At 60.8% G+C, this 17,808-nt stretch carries 20 protein-coding genes; 12 read left to right on the forward strand and 8 right to left on the reverse strand.

All coding sequences use genetic code 11. The annotated features are described in order from the left end of the window. Nucleotides 1-2 precede the first annotated feature (2 nt). The 6 genes from pstA to KI235_RS00685 all read left to right on the forward strand — a co-directional run bounded on the left by pstA (nucleotide 3) and on the right by KI235_RS00685 (nucleotide 7,038). Nucleotides 3-1,673: a phosphate ABC transporter permease PstA gene (gene pstA / locus KI235_RS00660; protein WP_003196384.1), complete on the forward strand. Its 1,671-nt coding sequence runs from the start codon at nucleotides 3-5 to the stop codon at nucleotides 1,671-1,673. A 175-nt stretch (nucleotides 1,674-1,848) separates the two neighbouring features. Continuing rightward, the gene (gene pstB / locus KI235_RS00665) at nucleotides 1,849-2,682 is read left to right on the forward strand and encodes a phosphate ABC transporter ATP-binding protein PstB (protein WP_003196386.1); all 834 of its coding nucleotides are present in this window, start codon (nucleotides 1,849-1,851) and stop codon (nucleotides 2,680-2,682) included. Between the two features lie 97 nt (nucleotides 2,683-2,779). Continuing rightward, entirely contained in the window at nucleotides 2,780-3,541 is a 762-nt protein-coding gene (gene phoU, locus KI235_RS00670) for a phosphate signaling complex protein PhoU (RefSeq protein ID WP_003196388.1), read from the forward strand. A gap of 167 nt (nucleotides 3,542-3,708) precedes the next feature. After that, a complete protein-coding gene (locus tag KI235_RS00675) occupies nucleotides 3,709-4,656 on the forward strand; it encodes a response regulator (protein ID WP_003196390.1) in 948 nt (315 codons plus the stop codon). A 268-nt stretch (nucleotides 4,657-4,924) separates the two neighbouring features. Further along, nucleotides 4,925-5,986, forward strand: coding sequence for a hypothetical protein (locus KI235_RS00680; protein ID WP_212795435.1), 1,062 nt, complete (start codon nucleotides 4,925-4,927; stop codon nucleotides 5,984-5,986). A gap of 155 nt (nucleotides 5,987-6,141) precedes the next feature. Beyond that, nucleotides 6,142-7,038 carry a M23 family metallopeptidase gene (locus tag KI235_RS00685; RefSeq protein WP_003196393.1) on the forward strand — a complete coding sequence of 299 codons (897 nt, stop codon included), beginning with the start codon at nucleotides 6,142-6,144 and terminating at the stop codon, nucleotides 7,036-7,038. A gap of 167 nt (nucleotides 7,039-7,205) precedes the next feature. On the opposite strand, the gene KI235_RS00690 is transcribed toward KI235_RS00685, so the two are convergent. The 3 genes from KI235_RS00690 to phoB all read right to left on the reverse strand — a co-directional run bounded on the left by KI235_RS00690 (nucleotide 7,206) and on the right by phoB (nucleotide 10,717). Further along, nucleotides 7,206-8,546 carry a hemolysin family protein gene (locus tag KI235_RS00690; protein WP_003196395.1) on the reverse strand — a complete coding sequence of 447 codons (1,341 nt, stop codon included), beginning with the start codon at nucleotides 8,544-8,546 and terminating at the stop codon, nucleotides 7,206-7,208. 113 nt (nucleotides 8,547-8,659) lie between these two features. Further along, the gene (phoR, locus tag KI235_RS00695; protein ID WP_209311595.1) at nucleotides 8,660-9,946 is read right to left on the reverse strand and encodes a phosphate regulon sensor histidine kinase PhoR; all 1,287 of its coding nucleotides are present in this window, start codon (nucleotides 9,944-9,946) and stop codon (nucleotides 8,660-8,662) included. An 81-nt stretch (nucleotides 9,947-10,027) separates the two neighbouring features. Beyond that, the gene (gene phoB / locus KI235_RS00700; RefSeq protein ID WP_003177195.1) at nucleotides 10,028-10,717 is read right to left on the reverse strand and encodes a phosphate regulon transcriptional regulator PhoB; all 690 of its coding nucleotides are present in this window, start codon (nucleotides 10,715-10,717) and stop codon (nucleotides 10,028-10,030) included. Between the two features lie 152 nt (nucleotides 10,718-10,869). Here phoB and KI235_RS00705 point away from each other — a divergent pair, with 152 nt between their 5' ends. Continuing rightward, the gene (locus KI235_RS00705; protein WP_003196399.1) at nucleotides 10,870-11,253 is read left to right on the forward strand and encodes a hypothetical protein; all 384 of its coding nucleotides are present in this window, start codon (nucleotides 10,870-10,872) and stop codon (nucleotides 11,251-11,253) included. Nucleotides 11,254-11,364: 111 nt separating this feature from the next. Here KI235_RS00705 and ubiA read toward each other — a convergent pair whose 3' ends face one another. Further along, complete coding sequence (ubiA, locus tag KI235_RS00710; protein ID WP_003196401.1) at nucleotides 11,365-12,255, reverse strand: 4-hydroxybenzoate octaprenyltransferase; 891 nt, start codon at nucleotides 12,253-12,255, stop codon at nucleotides 11,365-11,367. Then, complete coding sequence (locus tag KI235_RS00715) at nucleotides 12,255-12,818, reverse strand: chorismate lyase (protein ID WP_003196403.1); 564 nt, start codon at nucleotides 12,816-12,818, stop codon at nucleotides 12,255-12,257. The genes ubiA and KI235_RS00715 overlap by 1 nt, the downstream gene beginning before the upstream one ends. Before the next feature lie 175 nt (nucleotides 12,819-12,993). On the opposite strand from KI235_RS00715, the gene KI235_RS00720 reads away from it, so the two are divergent. The 3 genes from KI235_RS00720 to KI235_RS00730 all read left to right on the forward strand — a co-directional run bounded on the left by KI235_RS00720 (nucleotide 12,994) and on the right by KI235_RS00730 (nucleotide 14,801). Further along, nucleotides 12,994-13,161 carry a rubredoxin gene (locus KI235_RS00720; protein WP_003177199.1) on the forward strand — a complete coding sequence of 56 codons (168 nt, stop codon included), beginning with the start codon at nucleotides 12,994-12,996 and terminating at the stop codon, nucleotides 13,159-13,161. Between the two features lie 24 nt (nucleotides 13,162-13,185). Then, entirely contained in the window at nucleotides 13,186-14,334 is a 1,149-nt protein-coding gene (locus KI235_RS00725; RefSeq protein ID WP_003196408.1) for an FAD-dependent oxidoreductase, read from the forward strand. A gap of 191 nt (nucleotides 14,335-14,525) precedes the next feature. After that, the gene (locus KI235_RS00730; RefSeq protein ID WP_003177201.1) at nucleotides 14,526-14,801 is read left to right on the forward strand and encodes an HU family DNA-binding protein; all 276 of its coding nucleotides are present in this window, start codon (nucleotides 14,526-14,528) and stop codon (nucleotides 14,799-14,801) included. 140 nt (nucleotides 14,802-14,941) lie between these two features. Here the strand turns inward: KI235_RS00730 and KI235_RS00735 are convergent, their stop codons facing one another. Then, complete coding sequence (locus tag KI235_RS00735) at nucleotides 14,942-16,033, reverse strand: aminopeptidase (protein WP_003196410.1); 1,092 nt, start codon at nucleotides 16,031-16,033, stop codon at nucleotides 14,942-14,944. Between the two features lie 58 nt (nucleotides 16,034-16,091). On the opposite strand from KI235_RS00735, the gene KI235_RS00740 reads away from it, so the two are divergent. Further along, on the forward strand, nucleotides 16,092-16,505 hold the full coding sequence (locus KI235_RS00740; RefSeq protein ID WP_003196412.1) for a hypothetical protein: 414 nt from the start codon (nucleotides 16,092-16,094) through the stop codon (nucleotides 16,503-16,505). 40 nt (nucleotides 16,506-16,545) lie between these two features. Then, a complete protein-coding gene (locus tag KI235_RS00745; RefSeq protein ID WP_003196415.1) occupies nucleotides 16,546-16,971 on the forward strand; it encodes a hypothetical protein in 426 nt (141 codons plus the stop codon). A 6-nt stretch (nucleotides 16,972-16,977) separates the two neighbouring features. On the opposite strand, the gene KI235_RS00750 is transcribed toward KI235_RS00745, so the two are convergent. Continuing rightward, on the reverse strand, nucleotides 16,978-17,211 hold the full coding sequence (locus tag KI235_RS00750) for a DUF1161 domain-containing protein (RefSeq protein WP_003196417.1): 234 nt from the start codon (nucleotides 17,209-17,211) through the stop codon (nucleotides 16,978-16,980). Between the two features lie 149 nt (nucleotides 17,212-17,360). Then, on the reverse strand, nucleotides 17,361-17,792 hold the full coding sequence (locus KI235_RS00755; protein ID WP_003196419.1) for an OsmC family protein: 432 nt from the start codon (nucleotides 17,790-17,792) through the stop codon (nucleotides 17,361-17,363). Nucleotides 17,793-17,808: the final 16 nt, after the last annotated feature.

Below are 17,808 nucleotides of genomic sequence, written 5' to 3' on the forward strand. Positions count from 1 at the left end.
CTGTGAAACAGAACTCCCTGAAAGGATGGTTCAAGAGCGGCGCCCCCGGCGTCTGGATCAGCGGTGGCGCGGTATCCATCGCGGTCATCATGACCATTGGCCTGCTGGCGGTGATCACTGTACGCGGCCTGGGTCACTTCTGGCCGGCGGACCTGGTCCACGCCAACTACAACGTGCCGGGCATGCCTGAGCACCTGGTGGTCGGCGAAGTCGTGCAGAAAGAAGAAGTGCCGCGCGAGCGCCTGAAAAGCGCCGGCCTGCCGGTGCCGGACGAAGGCCCCGAGTTCATGACCCGCGAACTGATCAAGGTGGGTAACCGGGACCTGAACGGTACTGACTTCACCTGGATCGTCGGCGAGTGGCTGACCAACCAGACCACGCCGCCGGAACTGATGGCGATCGAGCGCCGTGAGTGGGGCAACTTCTACGGCTACCTGGTCAACGTCAAGGAAGACGGCAAGGTCATCGCCGAAGGCGAGGCCGCCTGGCCGCAACTGCAGGCTCGCGTACAGCGGGTCAACCAGTTGGCCGCCGAGCTCAAGACCTTGGAAAAAGTCGACATCGGTGCAATCAACGCTGGCCTGGAGCGCATCCGCCTGCACGGTCGCAAGCTGGAGCTGGACGGCAAGCTCGATGCCGCCGCCCAAGCCGACCTGGAAAGTGAGCGCGCCGAACTCAATGCCCGTTACAAGGACATCGAAGCGCGCCTGTCCGACCTGCATGCACAATTCAACCGCGACAGCCTGACTGCCCGCGATGCCAACGGCAAGGAAGTGGAGATCGGCATCGGCAAGGTGGTACATGCCTATCAACCGAACGGCATGGGCACGTTTACCAAGCTCGGTTTCTATTTCAGCAAGGTCTGGGAATTCCTCAGCGACGACCCTCGTGAGGCCAACACCGAAGGCGGCATCTTCCCGGCGATTTTCGGCACCGTGATGATGACCCTGATCATGGCGATGATCGTGACGCCGTTCGGCGTACTGGCGGCGGTTTATTTGCGTGAATACGCCCGCCAGGGCCCGATGACCCGCCTGATCCGCATCGCGGTGAACAACCTGGCCGGCGTTCCAGCCATCGTCTACGGTGTGTTTGGCTTGGGCTTCTTCGTCTACGTGCTGGGTGGTTCGGTCGACCGGCTGTTCTTCCCCGAGGCCTTGCCGGCGCCGACCTTCGGCACCCCAGGCCTGCTCTGGGCATCCCTGACCCTGGCGCTGCTGGCGGTGCCGGTGGTGATCGTGGCCACCGAGGAAGGCCTGGCGCGGATCCCGCGTACCGTGCGCGAAGGCTCCCTGGCCCTCGGTGCGACCAAGGCCGAGACCCTGTGGAAAATCGTCCTGCCCATGGCGAGCCCGGCGATGATGACCGGGATGATTCTCGCCGTGGCCCGTGCCGCCGGTGAAGTGGCGCCGTTGATGCTGGTGGGCGTGGTGAAACTGGCGCCGTCGCTGCCGTTGGACGGCAACTACCCGTACCTGCACCTGGACCAGAAGATCATGCACCTGGGCTTCCATATCTATGACGTGGGCTTCCAGAGCCCGAACGTCGAAGCGGCACGACCGCTGGTGTACGCCACGGCGCTGTTGCTGGTGCTGGTGATCGCCACGCTCAACCTGTCGGCGGTGTGGATCCGTAACCACCTGCGCGAGAAGTACAAAGCACTGGATAGCTGATTACACATTGATTTTCTGTGGGAGCGAGCCTGCTCGCGATGGCGTCACCTCGGTTCAAAGCCAGACCGAGTCGCCTGAATCGCGAGCAGGCTCGCTCCCACACAGACACATACACAGATTGGCATGGCCGCTCAGTGGCCAACCGAACCGAATTTGTTAGCACAGGGAGCCTCCCATGCAACACGAAGCACATACACACGGCATCAACATGTCGGCCCTGGGCCGCGACAAGCAGAGCCTGGACCTGGCCCAGGAAACCGTCGCCATCGAAGTGCCCGGCCTGAGTCTGTTCTACGGCGACAAGCAGGCGCTGTATGACGTCAGCCTGAACATCCCGAAACAGCGCGTCACCGCGTTCATCGGCCCGTCGGGCTGCGGCAAGTCAACCTTGCTGCGTACCTTCAACCGCATGAACGACCTGGTGGACGGCTGCCGTGTCGAAGGGGAAATCAACCTCTACGGCAACAACATCTACCGCAAGGGCGAAGACGTGGCCGAGCTGCGTCGTCGTGTGGGCATGGTGTTCCAGAAGCCCAACCCGTTCCCGAAAACCATCTACGAGAACGTGGTCTACGGCTTGCGCATCCAGGGCATCAACAAGAAGCGCATCCTCGACGAAGCCGTGGAATGGGCGCTCAAGGGCGCGGCGTTGTGGGATGAGGTCAAGGACCGCCTGCATGATTCGGCCCTGGGCCTGTCTGGCGGTCAACAGCAACGCCTGGTGATCGCGCGCACCATCGCCGTGGAACCGGAAGTGCTGCTGCTCGACGAGCCTTGCTCGGCCCTGGATCCGATCTCGACGCTGAAAGTCGAAGAACTGATCTACGAGCTCAAGTCCAAGTTCACCATCGTCATCGTGACCCACAACATGCAACAGGCGGCGCGGGTTTCCGACTACACGGCGTTCATGTACATGGGCAAACTGGTGGAGTTCGGCGACACCGACACCCTGTTCACCAATCCGGCCAAGAAACAGACCGAAGACTACATCACCGGTCGTTACGGCTAGTCGAGGCTGCCGCATAGGCGCACTGCGCTATCAGGATCAACATTTAACTGCTTGAAGCTTGCAGCTTGAAGCTTGCAACTTTCGCGGAGCGAACAAGATGATTTCGAAGGAAGGCCTTACTCACCACATTTCCGCACAGTTCAACGCTGAGCTTGAGGAAGTGCGCAGTCACTTGCTGGCCATGGGCGGGCTGGTGGAAAAGCAGGTCAACGATGCGGTGACCGCGCTGATCGAGGCCGACTCCGGCCTGGCCCAGCAGGTACGCGAAATCGATGACCAGATCAACCAGATGGAGCGCAACATCGACGAGGAGTGCCTGCGTATCCTGGCCCGTCGTCAGCCGGCGGCTTCGGACCTGCGCCTGATCATCAGCATCTCCAAGTCGGTGATCGACCTTGAGCGGATCGGCGACGAAGCCACCAAGATCGCTCGTCGTGCCATTCAGTTGTGCGAAGAAGGCGAAGCGCCGCGCGGTTATGTCGAGGTTCGCCACATTGGCGACCAGGTGCGCAACATGGTTCGCGATGCCCTGGACGCCTTTGCCCGCTTCGACGCCGACCTGGCGTTGTCGGTGGCCCAGTACGACAAGATCATCGACCGCGAATACAAGACCGCCCTGCGCGAGCTGGCGACTTACATGATGGAAGACCCACGCTCCATCTCCCGAGTGTTGAGCATCATCTGGGTGCTGCGTTCTCTGGAGCGTATCGGCGATCATGCACGCAACATCTCGGAACTTGTCATCTACCTGGTGCGCGGCACCGATGTGCGGCATTTGGGGCTCAAGCGGATGAAGCAAGAAGTTGAGGGCACCCCGTCCGAAACCGCTAATGTTCCGGGCGAAACGGACGATAAGTAAGATTGCCAAGAAAAGCGCCCGGCCTTCTGGTCGGGCTTTTTTTTGAGTTTTTTTTAATCGAAAGCAGCACCCCGCGAACGAAAAGTCCCGGCGTGACTGAAGGTTTTTGGCAATGTGCCATCAGTAAAAGCGGTATGCTTGCCGGGATTTTTTAGAGGTGTATCTGGATGAGTAAGGTCAGTGTGTTGGTCGTGGACGATGCTTCGTTCATTCGTGACCTGGTGAAGAAGTGCCTGCGCAACTACTTCCCGGGCGTGCGCATCGAAGACGCGGTGAATGGCAAGAAAGCCCAAGCCCTGCTGGCTCGCGAAGCGTTCGACCTGGTGTTGTGCGATTGGGAAATGCCGGAAATGTCCGGCCTGGAATTGCTGACCTGGTGCCGCCAGCAGGACAACCTCAAGGGCATGCCGTTCGTGATGGTCACCAGCCGCGGCGACAAGGAAAACGTGGTCCAGGCGATCCAGGCCGGCGTTTCCGGCTACGTCAGCAAGCCGTTCACCAACGAGCAGCTACTGACCAAGGTCAAGCAGGCCCTGCACAAGGTCGGCAAGCTCGACACGCTGATGAACAGCGCCCCGACCAAGATGAACTCGGCGTTCGGCAATGATTCGCTCAGCGCCCTGACGGGCGGCAAGGCTCCGGTTGCTGCTGTTGCTTCGGCCCCTGCCGCGAATCCTTTTGCCAAGCCGGTCGCTGCTCCCGCCGCGGCTGTGGCTCCGGCCCGTGGCTTGCTCAACAGCCCTCCCGTCAAGGCACCGGTAGCCGCTGCTTCGGGGACCAACCGTGGCCAGGGCCAGTTGCGCCTGTCCAGCGGCACCCAGCAATGCGTGATCAAGGCTCTGAGCCTCAAGGAAGCATTGCTGGTGGTCAAGCGCACCGACACCCTGCCACAAGTGCTCGAAAGCGCCGTGCTGGACATGGAGCAGGGCGACAACGCTGAAACCGCTCGCCTCAACGGCTACCTGCACGCCATCGTCGCCCACGAGCAGACACCCGACAGCGAATGGTTGCAACTGACGTTCCGCTTCGTCGACAAAGACCCGCAGAAACTCGACTACATCTCCCGCCTGATCGCCCGCGGCACCGCCCAGAAGCACTTCGTACCAGGCGCCTGATTCGGCGGCGCCCTGAGTCCGCTATCGCGAGCAAGCTCGCTCCCACAGTGATTTGTGTAGGCCACAGTTTTGTGCCTAGGCAAATCTCCCTGTGGGAGCGAGCTTGCTCGCGATGGCGTCATCCCTCTCGGTAAAGCTCCTTAACATCCGCTTGCGGCCCATCCGCCGGTCTGAACTGTTATTTCCTACAGGTCAATTTTCCGGAAGGGACTTCTAGATTGTCATGGGCGCTCACTTTTCGTGAGTACGTGACAAACAGGAGCTGACGATGAACACGTTCATCACCCTGAAGCAAAGAAACCGGATTGCCGACGCATTGCGCCGGGACCAGGCGCCTCTGCTTCCGGCTTCGATCGATGAAGCCGTGGATGGGAAGATTTCATATGCCAACTTGGAGAAAGGGTTGACCATTCGTTTTCCCTTTGTCGAGGGAATGCGAGTAGGAGGCACATATCTCGTCGTGATCGAAGAATCACTGGAAGGGGATGCCCTATTCGGCAGCTCTGGAGCAGTCCGGGAGGAGAACCGGGACATCGTCGTGCCGGTGCCGGCTGACCGGGCGCTGGACTTAAAAGGGCAGGAAGTGCTCCTGTACTATTTTTATCTGGAATTCGAACCGTCGGATTCACCGCGCACACCGTTGTCGATCGAGGGGCAGATCTACAAGCCGATCGTGGATGAAGCCGTGGATGGCGTTATCCCCCAGTCAGTGCTGTCGCAAGGCGTAAACCTCAGAATCGGAGCGGCGTCGTCGCTCACGCCGGGCGCGCTCGTTTCTGTCTATTGGTGGGGGTCTAGCGCGGCTGCCTGTTTTGTCAAACACCTGACCATCGGCCCGGACCCGGTTGAAGATCTGGTCGTGCCGGTCGAGTCGACTTATCTGATGCCGATCAAATACGGCGACGTTAAGGTTATCTATACGGTGCAATCGACGACGGGTACCCGAACATCGCCTCTTCTTGAGCTTGGTGTCGCGGGTGATCTGGTTGTGCCTGAGGCGGTCTATCAAGTGGGAGGCGAGCAATGTTTCGGGGCCGAACTCCTGCCAATCGACGAAGGTGGCGGCATTCCAATGTTGCTCAAGACTCAAGGGATGGTCGCGGGGGATGTGGCGATACTGATTTTCGTCGGTGATCGACAGGACTCCGAGTTCGTGTTGCGGCATCTGGTGAAGACGTCCGACATCGAGGCGGGTCAAATAAGGTATGGAGTACCGGCTCCGTTACTATCATTAGGGGGCGGTGCCAGAGCTTGGAGTCTGCTCGATCGTCTGGCTGGCGGAGCGGTGGGCTCTCCAGACTTGCGCCTGCGTCTGCGCATTGACGCTTGATCTTCCGACGGCCTGTGCAGGAGTTTGCTCTCGTTGGGGCCATAAGATCCAACACCGATCGCTGATCCAATTTTGAAACATCCGTCGACTACGCTGGTCCATCCCAGCTGCTAGGCTGCTGTGCAGGCCTTCATTTTTCGACAGAACCCTTACCCATGCTCGCTCCCCTGCTGTTTGCCTGTGGTCTTGTCCTGGCCTCCACCTCGGCCGTGGCCATGACGATCTACAAATCCACCGATGCCAATGGCGTGGTGTCCTATAGCGACCGCCCCAGCAAGGGCGCGCAGGTGTTCGTGTTCCGCGACCGCATGGTCGAGCGCCTGGAGCGACAGGTATTCCTCGATATCAAGAAACAGAACGGCGCGGATGCGGTGTTCGTGCGCAACGACCTGTATGCGCCGGTGGAGATCGAGTTGAGTTTCGCCGGACTGCGTAATGTGAGCGGGGCACCGAGCCGGCCGATTCGGCGGGTGCTGCCGGCGCGCAGCAACCTGCGCCTGGCGCTGCTCACGGCCACGCAGCCGGGCAGGCCGTTGGTGTATACCCCAAGGTTCGAATACTCCCTGGGCGACCCCGCAGGCGCGGCACAGGCCTATCAGTACCCGTTGCCGTGGCGTGGCGGGCCGTTCCGGCTGAGTCAGGGTGCCAACGGCCAGTACAGTCATTACGGCCCGAAGAACCGTTACGCCATGGACATTGCCATGCCCGTCGGCACGCCGATCATCGCGGCGCGGGGCGGCGTGGTCATCAAGACCGAAAACGAGCAGACCGGCCGTGGGGACGACCCTTCGGGCAACTTCGTGCGGGTGCTGCACGATGATGGGACCATGGGCGTCTACCTGCACTTGCAGAAAGGTTCGGTGAGCGTACGGGAAGGGCAGAGGGTCGGTGTGGGCACGCCGTTGGCGTTGTCGGGCAATACCGGCAACAGCTCCGGCCCGCACCTGCATTTCGTGGTGCAGCGCAATACCGGACTGGGGCTGGTGTCGATTCCCTACCAGTTCAATCAACCGGTGGGTGACTTGCCCAACTTTGCGTTGGGCAAGCAATAGCGCCGAGGCGTGACGCAGGTGCTTTTGTGGTGGAGGGATTTATCTGTGGGAGCAAGGCTTGCCCGCGACGAAGGCGATGCGGTTTTTCAGCGATCGAGTCGCCTGTATCGCGAGCAAGCTTTGCTCCCACGGCTTTGCCACAGGCTCGCCGGAAAGCGGGCTGACACTCAATCGAGCATCAACACCTTCGCCAGAATGATCTTCGGCCCTTTCATCTTCTTGATGATGATCCGCAGGCCTTCGACTTCCAGCACTTCTTCCTCTTCCGGTACGCGCTTGAGGGTTTCATAGACCAACCCGGCCAGGGTTTCGGCTTCGATGTGGTCCAGGTCGATCCCCAGCAGGCGCTCGACCTTGAACAGCGGCGTGTCGCCGCGTACCAGCAGCTTGCCCGGCTGGTAGGCCAGGATGCCGCGTTCGGCCTTGCGATGTTCGTCCTGGATGTCACCCACCAGCACTTCCAGCACGTCTTCCATGGTCAGGTAGCCGATGATATTGCCGTCGGCTTCCTCGACCAGGGCGAAGTGCGAGCCGCCCTTGCGGAACTGCTCCAGCAATTGCGACAGCGGCATGTGCCGCGACACGCGCTCCAGCGGCCGGGTCAGTTCGGCCAGGTTGAACGACTCGGGGATGTGATCCAGGGCCGCCAGTTCCAGCAGCAGGTCCTTGATGTGCAGCAGGCCGACGAACTCCTGGCGCTCGCTGTCATACACCGGATAGCGGCTGAACTTGTGGCGACGGAACATCGCCAGGATTTCCTTGAGCGGCGCATTGAACTCCAGCGTCACCAGGTCTTCCCGGGAGTTGGCCCAGTCCACCACTTCCAGCTCGCCCATTTCCACGGCCGATGCCAGCACGCGCATGCCTTGGTCGCTCGGGTCCTGGCCACGGCTGGAGTGCAGGATCAGCTTCAGTTCTTCGCGGCTGTAATGGTGTTCGTGATGCGGGCCGGGTTCGCCTTGGCCGGCGATGCGAAGAATGGCGTTGGCGCTGGCGTTGAGCAGGTAGATCGCCGGGTACATGGCCCAGTAGAACAGGTACAGCGGCACGGCGGTCCACAGCGACAGCAGCTCGGGTTTGCGAATGGCCCAGGATTTGGGCGCCAGTTCACCGACCACGATGTGCAGGTACGAAATGATGAAGAACGCGGTGAAGAACGATACGCCCTTGATCACTTCCGGCGCCTGCACGCCGACCGCGCCCAGCAACGGCTCGAGGATGTGGGCGAACGCCGGCTCGCCGACCCAGCCCAGGCCCAGGGAGGCCAGGGTGATACCCAACTGGCACGCCGACAGGTAAGCGTCGAGCTGGCTATGGACGGTGCGCAGGATGTGCCCGCGCCAGCCGTTCTGCTCGGCAATGGCCTCGACCCGGGTCGAGCGCAGCTTGACCATGGCGAATTCGGCCGCAACGAAAAAACCGTTGAGCAAAACCAGGATCAGAGCAAAAAGAATCATGCCGAATTCGGCGAAGAGTGTGACGAGGGACAAGCCAGGGGAAGGGTCCATGATGGAGTTTTGCGGGTTCCGTATAGTCGTAGGAATTGAAAATGAGCGCCTGAAAAGGCAGGCGCAAGTCAGTCAATGTAGCGGCTGACTCGGCGATTGCCTAGGGGGCGTGCTCAATCAGCGGGGCGGGCGAGGCGTGCGCGAACCACCTGGGCCGGGGCGAAATGGCAGGTAAAGGTGCTGCCATGGCCGGGTACGCTGCTGATTTCCATGCGGGCGCGATGGCGCAGCAGGACGTGTTTGACGATGGCCAGGCCCAGCCCGGTGCCGCCGGTATTGGAGTTGCGGCTGGAGTCGACACGGTAGAAACGTTCGGTCAGGCGCGGCAGGTGTTTGCTGTCGATGCCAATGCCCGAATCGCGCACGCTCAGGTGCGCACCTTGCTCATCGCCCCACCAGCGCACATGGATCCGGCCTTGCTCCGGCGTGTATTTGACCGCGTTGAACACCAGGTTGGAAAACGCACTGCGCAGTTCCGCCTCGCTGCCTTTGAGCTGCACGGCCGCGTCGGCTTCCAGGGTGATGGTCTGCTGCTTGGCACCGGACAGTTCCTGCGCGTCTTCGACAATGGTTTGCAGCAGGTCGTCGATGGGCACTGGCTGGTTGTCCGACGGGTAATCGGTGGCTTCCAGCTTCGCCAGCAGCAACAAGTCGTTGAGCAGGGTCTGCATGCGCCCGCTTTGCTGGTGCATCTGCTGCAAGGCCCGGCTCCAGCGCGGGTTCACCTCTTCGACGTTGTCGAGCAGGGTTTCCAGGTAGCCGCAGATCACCGTCAACGGCGTGCGCAGTTCATGGGAGACGTTGGCGATGAAGTCCTTGCGCATCTGTTCCAGCTGATGAATACGCGTGACGTCGCGCACCAGCATCAAGTGCTCATTGTTGCCATAGCGGGTGATGTACAGCTGGATGCGTAGCCGATCATTGGTGGGCGAAGGAATCTCCAGCGGCTCGGCGTAATTGGCCTGCTCGAAATATTCCTTGAAGCGCGGATGACGTACCAGGTTGGTCACCGGCTGGCCGCTGTCCTGTGGCGTCTTGAGGCCCAGCAGGGTCTCGGCGGCGCGGTTCCACCACTCCAGGTTGCCGTCGCTGTCGAGCATGATCACCGCGTCTTTCAGCGCGGCGGTGGACTCCTGGACCCGGTCGATCACCGCCTGCAGGCGCCCGCGAACGCGCTGGTCGCGCCGTTGCAGGTGGTAGATGCTGTCGAACACCTCACCCCACAGGCCATAGCCGTCGGGCGGTGCTTCGTCGGGTTGGTGCAGGCGCAGCCATTCATGCAGGCGCAGCAATTGCTTGAGTGTCCAGGCCAGGTAAAGCCCCAGGCCCGCGGCCAGGCTCCAACCGTAATAACCACTGATCAGGCCGATCAGCAAACAGCCGGTCACCAGCAACAACATGTGGCGAATCAGGGTGCCATGCCAGTTTTGGTTCACGTGACGCGCGTCCTTGTCAGCTTTGTCGGGCGGTAAGGGCTCGGATCAGGCCTTGGTCGAAAAACGATATCCGGTGCCGCGCACGGTTTGTACCAGATTTTCATAGGCATCGCCGAGGGCCTTGCGCAGGCGTCGGATGTGCACGTCAACGGTGCGCTCCTCGACATAGACGTTGCCGCCCCAGACCTGGTCCAGCAGTTGGCCGCGGGTGTAGGCGCGTTCCTGGTGAGTCATGAAGAATTGCAGCAGGCGGTATTCGGTCGGGCCCATTTCGGCGGGTTTGCCGTCGATGGTCACGCGGTGGCTGATCGGGTCGAGCAGCAAGCCACCGACTTCGATGGGGGCTTCGCCATCGGTCGGCCCGGCGCGTCGCAGCACGGCCTTGAGGCGCGCCACCAACTCCCGTGGGGAAAACGGCTTGGTGATGTAGTCGTCGGCGCCGACTTCCAGGCCCTGGATCTTGTTGTCCTCTTCGCCCTTGGCGGTGAGCATGATGATTGGAATATCACCGGTCAGCTCGTCGCGCTTGAGACGCCGTGCCAGTTCGATGCCAGACGTGCCGGGCAGCATCCAGTCCAGCAGGATCAGGTCGGGCTTGCGGTCGACGATGATGGCGTGGGCCTGTTGGGAGTTTTCTGCTTCCATGCAGTCATAGCCGGCCATCTCCAACGCAACGGCGATCATCTCGCGGATGGGCGCTTCGTCGTCGACGATCAGAATGCTCCTGCCAACCATGGGGTAATCCTCTTGTCATTTAACTGTCTTGCGCCGCATTAGATAACGGAATTATTGCAGTCGTGTGACAGTTATTTCGTCGTGCGGCGGTGAAAGGGATCCTGGACTAAGCTTTTCAGTCCGAATCCTGACAACTACAAAGGAAGGTTTCCATGAAACAAATGACTGTTTCTTTCAAAGCCCTGCTGATGGCTGCTGCCCTGACGTTGCCTGGATTGGCGATGGCAGCCGATCCTGCTATGGAGAAGGACGGCATGTTCACCGACCATAAGGGCATGACGCTTTACACCTTCGCCAAGGACTCGGCCGGCAAGTCGGCGTGCAATGACAAGTGTGCCGCCAATTGGCCACCGCTGATGGCTGAGGCGGGTGATAAATCCATGGGTGACTGGACCGTGATCAAGCGTGAAGATGGCTCAATGCAGTGGGCCTATCAGGGCATGCCGCTGTACACCTTCGTGATGGACAAGAAGGCTGGAGACATGACCGGCGACGGTAAAATGGATGGCGCCTGGAAAGTTGCCAAGGCCAAGTAATCGCTAAACCCGTGTGGGAGCGAGCCTGCTCGCGAAGGCGTCTGTCAGCCGACATCATCCTTGAATGACTTACCGCTTTCGCGAGCAGGCTCGCTCTCACAGGTTTGAGAATCACCTCAGAGCGTAATCCAGCACGATCCCCACAAAAATCGCCAACCCGGCCCAGTGGTTGTGCAGGAACGCCTTGAAGCAGCGCATCCGGTCCCGGTCACGGGTGTACCAGAACTCCCAGGCGAAGCACGCGGCAGCGGCCACCAGCCCCAGGTGGAACCAGCCGCCCAGTTGGAATTTCGCTCCGGCCAACAGCAGGCAGCCCAGGGCCAGGCCTTGCAACGACAGGATGATCACCCGGTCGGCATCGCCAAACAGGATCGCGGTGGACTTCACGCCGATGCGCAGGTCGTCGTCCCGGTCGGTCATCGCGTAATAGGTGTCGTAGCCCACCGTCCACAGCAGGTTGGCGATGTACAGCAACCAGGCGGCGGCCGGCAGATGACCGGTTTCGGCGGTGAACGCCATCGGCATGCCCCAGGAGAACGCCGCACCGAGCACCACTTGCGGGTAGTAGGTATAGCGCTTCATGAACGGGTAACTGAACGCCAGCGCCAGGCCCCCTAGGGAGAGCAGGATGGTCGGGGTGTTGGTGCAAAGCACCAGCAGGAAACTCACGCTCATCAGCACGGCGAAGAACACCAGTGCCTCTTTTGAACTGATCTTGCCGCTCACCAGTGGGCGCTGCTCGGTGCGCTTGACGTGACCGTCCACCTTGCGGTCGGCCCAGTCATTGATCACACAGCCGCCGGCGCGGGTCAGCACCACGCCGAGGACGAAAATCACCACGTTGGCGATGGACGGTGAGCCTTCACCGGCAATCCACAGCGCCCACAACGTCGGCCACAGCAGCAGGTAGATGCCGATGGGCTTGTCCATGCGGGTCAGTTGCACGAAGTCCCAGGCCCGCGGGTTCAGGCGGTTCAACGATTTGAGCAGTTGCACGTACATCAGCAATTCTCCGAATAGGCACGGGCGACGGTCCACAGGCGCGGCAGGAAAATTTCCGCCACCAGCACGCTCAACGCACCGCGATCGAAACGTGAGCGGCGACCCCACAGCCCGCTGGCGCGCACTTCTTCCGGCAACCCGGCGTCGGGGTAATGGCAAACTTCGATGGCTCGGCGCTGGAACGCCTGGTCGCAAAACAGTAACTCCCCCAGGGAACGGCTGCCCAGTTCGTCCATCTGCAAGCCGTCACCCTGCAAGGCGCTGCGCGCCGCCACGCTGCGGGCGAACACCCAAGGCTGGTCGTGGCCGCGCAGATACACCTCGCGAACCCAGCCCTCGCTGCCCTCGGCCAGGTCCAGGGCGGCGCATTCGTCGGCGCGCAATGGCTGCCAGCCTTCGAACAGCGGCGTCACGCTGAAATGGCCGTCCGACAGGCGCGTGAGGCGCCGGGTCAGGGAGCCTTCGTCGAACAGCCAGTCGAGGACACCCACATCGGGGCGGGGCGACAGCAGGGGCTGGGGCAGCCATTGGAGTGTTGGAAATATCGAATTTGTATGCGGCACAGAGGTCTTGAATGGCAGCAAATGAGGGCGCGAGCTTACCATGTCGGTCGGTGATTTTGACTGGCCCGGCCGGCTGCCCTGCTGATCGTGCTTGCATCTGTCGCAACCGATCAGTACAAAACGCCCTGAGCCGGAAAATACCGGCCAAGGCCTGACATCTTGAGGAAGTACTGGAATGAAGAAGTGGCAATGTATCGTCTGCGGCCTGATCTACAACGAAGCTGACGGCTGGCCTGACGATGGCATCGCGCCCGGCACTCGCTGGGAGGACGTACCGGCAGACTGGCTGTGCCCGGACTGCGGCGTCGGCAAAATGGATTTCGAAATGATCGAAATCAACTGATCGTTTCATCAAATGGAGAGCAACATGAGTGCACCTGTCGTTATCGTCGGTACTGGGCTGGCCGGTTACAACCTGGCCCGGGAGTTTCGCAAGCTCGATAGCGAAACCCCGCTGCTGCTGATCACCGCGGATGACGGTCGCTCGTACTCCAAACCTATGCTCTCCACAGGCTTTGGTAAAAACAAGGATGCCGACGGCCTGAGCATGGCCGAACCGGGGGCCATGGCCGAGCAACTCAAGGCCGAAGTTCGCACCCACACCCGTATCAGCGGCATCGATCCGGGCCACAAGCGGCTGTGGATCGGCGAAGAGGCGGTGAGCTACCGTGACCTGATTCTGGCCTGGGGCGCCGAAACCGTGCGCGTGCCGGTGCAGGGCGATGCGGCGGAGCTGATTTTTCCGATCAACGACCTGGAAGACTACGCACGCTTCAGGGCCGCGGCCGCTGGCAAGCGTCGGGTGTTGTTGCTTGGCGCCGGCCTGATTGGTTGCGAGTTTGCCAATGACTTGAGCCTGGGCGGCTACGAAGTGCAACTGGTGGCGCCGTGCGAGCAAGTGATGCCGACGCTGTTGCACCCGGCCGCTGCCGCAGCGGTCCAGGCCGGGTTGGAAAGCCTTGGCGCGCGTTTCCACCTGGGCCCGGTGCTCAACCGCTTGCAGAAGGTCGCCGACGGGCTGGAGGCGCACCTGTCCGACGGCCAGGTGATTGCCTGTGACCTGGTGGTCTCGGCCATCGGCCTGCGCCCACGCATCGATCTGGCAGCCGCGGCGGGCCTGGTGATCAACCGCGGCATCGTGGTCGACCGTCACCTGAAAACCTCACACGCCAACATCTACGCCCTGGGCGACTGCGCCGAGGTCGATGGCTTGAATCTGCTGTATGTCATGCCGCTGATGAGCTGCGCCCGGGCCCTGGCGCAGACCCTGGCCGGCAACCCGACGGCCGTCAGCTACGGCGCCATGCCGATTACGGTAAAAACCCCGGTGTGCCCACTGGTGGTATCGCCACCACCGCGAGGCAGCGAGGGCGTGTGGAGCGTCGAAGGGCAGGGCGCGGATATCAAGGCGCTGTGCCGCGACGCGCAAGGCAACCTGCTGGGCTACGCCCTGACAGGCACGGCGGTGATGGAGAAACTGGCTCTGAACAAGGAACTTCCACCCCTGCTGGCGTAAATACTGGTCGTTCTGTCGCAAAAACCCTACTTTTGGTCCCACAAAGGTCGCCCGGCCACTGGCGCCGTTTTCGGCAGCGTGCCATCCTCACTCCCGTCTGCCGCAGAGTAGAGCCTGCGGCGCCTTAGGGGCCGTTCCAAAGAGAACGGCACGGACATAACAACAAAAAAACCGTCAAAGGGGCTTCATTCATGCGTAAACCAGAACTCGCCGCCGCCATCGCGGAAAAAGCAGACCTCACCAAAGAACAAGCCAACCGCGTCCTCAACGCCGTCCTCGAAGAAATCACCGGCGCCCTGCACCGCAAGGACAGCGTCACCCTGGTGGGCTTCGGCACTTTCCTGCAACGCCACCGCGGCGCCCGCACTGGCAAGAACCCACAGACCGGTGAGCCGGTGAAGATCAAGGCCAGCAACACCGTTGCCTTCAAACCAGGCAAGTTCCTGAAAGACAGCGTCAACCCGTAATTGCTGCAAGTACCTCAGCCAGGGGGAAGAAAGCGGCAATCAAAAGGGCATACCGATGAATCGGTATGCCCTTTTTTGTGCTGGGCTGGCCATGGCGAGGCATCCAATGTGGGAACGAGCCTGCTCGCGATGATGTCCGCCTAATCCGCGGAAGTCTTCGGCGCTGCCAACGCTTTCAAGGCCGCCTTGCGCTCATTGATCGGCAATTTGCCGAGCTTTTCCACCGCCGCATAAAACCCGACCCAGTCCCCGCCCTCCCGTCTGAACAGCGCCGCAAACGCCGGCACCCACTGGTCATACAGCCCGAACGGCAGCAACCGCGCATTGTTCAGTGGGGCATAGACCCAGGCATCGTAGCGTTTGTCGCCGCTCCATTGAGTGTCGCGCAACTGCTCATAGTCGGTGCGCAGGCGTTCGAATGCCTGTGCCTTGCGTTGGCGCATCTGTTCGGTTGGCAGGGGTTGGGTGTAGAGCTTTTCCAGGCGCTGGCGGGTGTCGAGGATCAATTGGATGAATTGGTCGCGCTGGCGCACCTGTTTGCCGTTATCCGGCGCCAGCCCTCGACTGGCTCGCCATTGCCGGCTGCCTTCCTGCTCGACGAAGGTGGCGAAGGACTCATTGAATTCGGTGTCGTCCTTTACATAAAAGCGCTGGTGCGCCAGTTCATGGAAGATCAGCGTCGCCAGGCGTTCGTCGCCCCAATGCATCATCGAACTCAGGATCGGATCGTTGAACCAGCCCAGCGTCGAGTAGGCCTCTACACCACCGATCGACACGTCCATGCCCTGCAAGCGCTGCAATGCGGCCTCGCCACGGGCGGCTCCCTGGCTGTAGTAACCGCGATAAGCCACGCAACCGGCAATGGGGAAACAATGATTTTGCGGCGCCAGGGAAAACTCTGGCGTGGTGAAGACATTCCAGACTACGAACGGTCGGCCAATGTCTGCATACAGGCGATAGCTTTTATTGTTCGGCAAATGCAGATGATCACTGGCGAACGTCCGTGCCTCACGCGCCTGGGCCAGGTGCGCCTTCAGTTGGGCATCGCGAGCAGGGTCGGCAATGACCTGGTCGATAGGCTCCCGGGCCTGCAACAACCGCAGTTGCCCACCGACGAGCTGGCTGTAATAACCGGCGCTTGTGCAACCGTTCAGTAACAAAAGCAGGAGGCCTGGAAACAAAATCCGGAAAACACGGTCGAGTAACCGATGGCTTGAATGCGGCCTGATCAATTGGAATCACCCTGGGAAGTCTGCCCACAAGACTATCTCGCTTGCCTGGAGCTTCGCTATGCGCGTGTTGATGCTGACGAGCGGCCTGTTGCTGCTGACCGGTTGTGCCGGTTTGCCTGATCCTGATCCATCCCAAGCGTGGATCGACCTGGGAAACCAGCAGGACACCGCGCTGCAAGCGCTAAAGGTCGATGACAAGACGTCCATTGACCGGCGCTATTTCGAAGTGCAACCCGGCAGCCATGAACTGACGGTGCGTTATCAATTTGCCGTCGAGCCCGGCAACATCGGCCCGGATGCCGAGCCGCTGTGGCGTGATTGCCGGTTGAACGTGAAATTCAAGGACTTCAACGCGGGCCAACGTTACCAGTTGCAAGCCGGCAGCATCGGTTTCCGGCCATGGGCCAAGCTTTACGATCGGCAACGCAAGGTGGTGGGGCAAGGTACACCGGCGGGCTGCCAACAAACTTGATTGGCGCTATGCTCAATGCCTGATTGTCAGGAAACTCACCATGCGCTTACGTCTGCTGTTACTGGCCCTGGTCTCCATGAGCGGTTGTGCAACGAGCCCGCTGCCCCAGGTCGATTCGAACATGGCGTGGATCGATTTCGCTACCCCCATGCCGGGCGGCAAAATGCTGATGGCTGAGGGCCTGGATGGCCAGCGACTGCGAGACGGACGGTTCTTTCAGGTTTCGCCGGGCAGCCACGAACTGAAAGTGCGCTTCGACTTCGAGGTGTTTAGCGGCGGTGGGCTGGGTATGCAAGCCGAACCGCAGGAGCGGCTGTGCTACATGCTCGTGCGTTATGACCATTTCGAGGCCGGCCAGCGCTATCGATTGGAAGCTCGCAACCTGGCGTTCACGCCCAGCGCTCGGCTCTATGATGCCAAGCGTCAAATCGTGGCCGAAGAGCGACAAGTCAATTGCGTTCCGTAGGGCGTCCTAGCGGTCGTTCTTCTGGTAGATGATTTTCTTCGTGCCGTTTTCGCAAGTGCCCACCACCATGTTCTGGTCGTGGACTTCGTCGTTGGTGACGATTTCCAACGTGTAGGACGACACGTTATTGGCCTGGATCTTCGCTTCGATTTCCGCTTTCAGCTCTTCGCAGGATTTGGGGGCTGCAAGGGCTGAGGCAGCGAATGCGCAACCGATGACCACCAGGGCTGATCGTTTCATGTTCGAATTCCTCATGGCAGCGCGCACTGCCTGTGCGCTGAAACTGCAGGCTTCATTCGATCATAATTGCGCCAGGGTAAACAGCTCGACCGTATTCAAGAAATCGCAGCCTTCGGCAGCGCCTGCGAAGGCTGCGACCCTTTCATGCGTCAGTTCACCAGCGTCGCATCCAGGGTGATCTGGGCGTTCAGTACCTTGGAAACCGGGCACCCTTCCTTGGCCTTCTTGCTCAGTTCGTCGAATTGCGCCTGGCTGGCACCGGGGATTTTCGCCTTGAGTACCAGCTTGACTGCCGTGATCGCGAAACCGCCATCGACCTGGTCCAGGGTCACTTCAGCGTTGGTGTCGATGCTGTCGGCCTTGAGCCCGGCATCGCCGAGGATCATCGAAAAGGCCATGGAAAAGCAGCCGGCATGGGCTGCGCCGATCAATTCCTCTGGGTTGGTGCCCTTGCCGCCTTCAAAGCGCGCCTTGAAGCCATAGGGCGCTTCGCGCAGCACACCGGTTTCCGTGGAAATGGAGCCGATACCGGTTTTCAGGTCACCTTCCCAATGAGCCGATGCTTTCTTGATGATAGCCATGTCTGCCTCCTGAAGA

Source organism: Pseudomonas sp. St386 (assembly GCF_018325865.1).
Taxonomy (GTDB): domain Bacteria; phylum Pseudomonadota; class Gammaproteobacteria; order Pseudomonadales; family Pseudomonadaceae; genus Aquipseudomonas; species Aquipseudomonas brassicacearum.

Coding starts and splice junctions, on each gene's coding strand:
- KI235_RS00705 (WP_003196399.1), top strand. CDS start 10,870: ATGAAACAAATGACTGTTTCTTTCAAAGCCCTGCTGATGGCTGCTGCC.
- KI235_RS00730 (WP_003177201.1), top strand. CDS start 14,526: ATGCGTAAACCAGAACTCGCCGCCGCCATCGCGGAAAAAGCAGACCTC.
- KI235_RS00675 (WP_003196390.1), top strand. CDS start 3,709: ATGAGTAAGGTCAGTGTGTTGGTCGTGGACGATGCTTCGTTCATTCGT.
- KI235_RS00745 (WP_003196415.1), top strand. CDS start 16,546: ATGCGCTTACGTCTGCTGTTACTGGCCCTGGTCTCCATGAGCGGTTGT.
- pstB (WP_003196386.1), top strand. CDS start 1,849: ATGCAACACGAAGCACATACACACGGCATCAACATGTCGGCCCTGGGC.
- phoU (WP_003196388.1), top strand. CDS start 2,780: ATGATTTCGAAGGAAGGCCTTACTCACCACATTTCCGCACAGTTCAAC.
- KI235_RS00755 (WP_003196419.1), bottom strand. CDS start 17,792: ATGGCTATCATCAAGAAAGCATCGGCTCATTGGGAAGGTGACCTGAAA.
- KI235_RS00725 (WP_003196408.1), top strand. CDS start 13,186: ATGAGTGCACCTGTCGTTATCGTCGGTACTGGGCTGGCCGGTTACAAC.
- KI235_RS00740 (WP_003196412.1), top strand. CDS start 16,092: ATGCGCGTGTTGATGCTGACGAGCGGCCTGTTGCTGCTGACCGGTTGT.
- KI235_RS00680 (WP_212795435.1), top strand. CDS start 4,925: ATGAACACGTTCATCACCCTGAAGCAAAGAAACCGGATTGCCGACGCA.
- phoB (WP_003177195.1), bottom strand. CDS start 10,717: ATGGTTGGCAGGAGCATTCTGATCGTCGACGACGAAGCGCCCATCCGC.
- KI235_RS00690 (WP_003196395.1), bottom strand. CDS start 8,546: ATGGACCCTTCCCCTGGCTTGTCCCTCGTCACACTCTTCGCCGAATTC.
- ubiA (WP_003196401.1), bottom strand. CDS start 12,255: ATGTACGTGCAACTGCTCAAATCGTTGAACCGCCTGAACCCGCGGGCC.
- phoR (WP_209311595.1), bottom strand. CDS start 9,946: ATGTTGTTGCTGGTGACCGGCTGTTTGCTGATCGGCCTGATCAGTGGT.
- KI235_RS00720 (WP_003177199.1), top strand. CDS start 12,994: ATGAAGAAGTGGCAATGTATCGTCTGCGGCCTGATCTACAACGAAGCT.
- KI235_RS00685 (WP_003196393.1), top strand. CDS start 6,142: ATGCTCGCTCCCCTGCTGTTTGCCTGTGGTCTTGTCCTGGCCTCCACC.
- KI235_RS00750 (WP_003196417.1), bottom strand. CDS start 17,211: ATGAAACGATCAGCCCTGGTGGTCATCGGTTGCGCATTCGCTGCCTCA.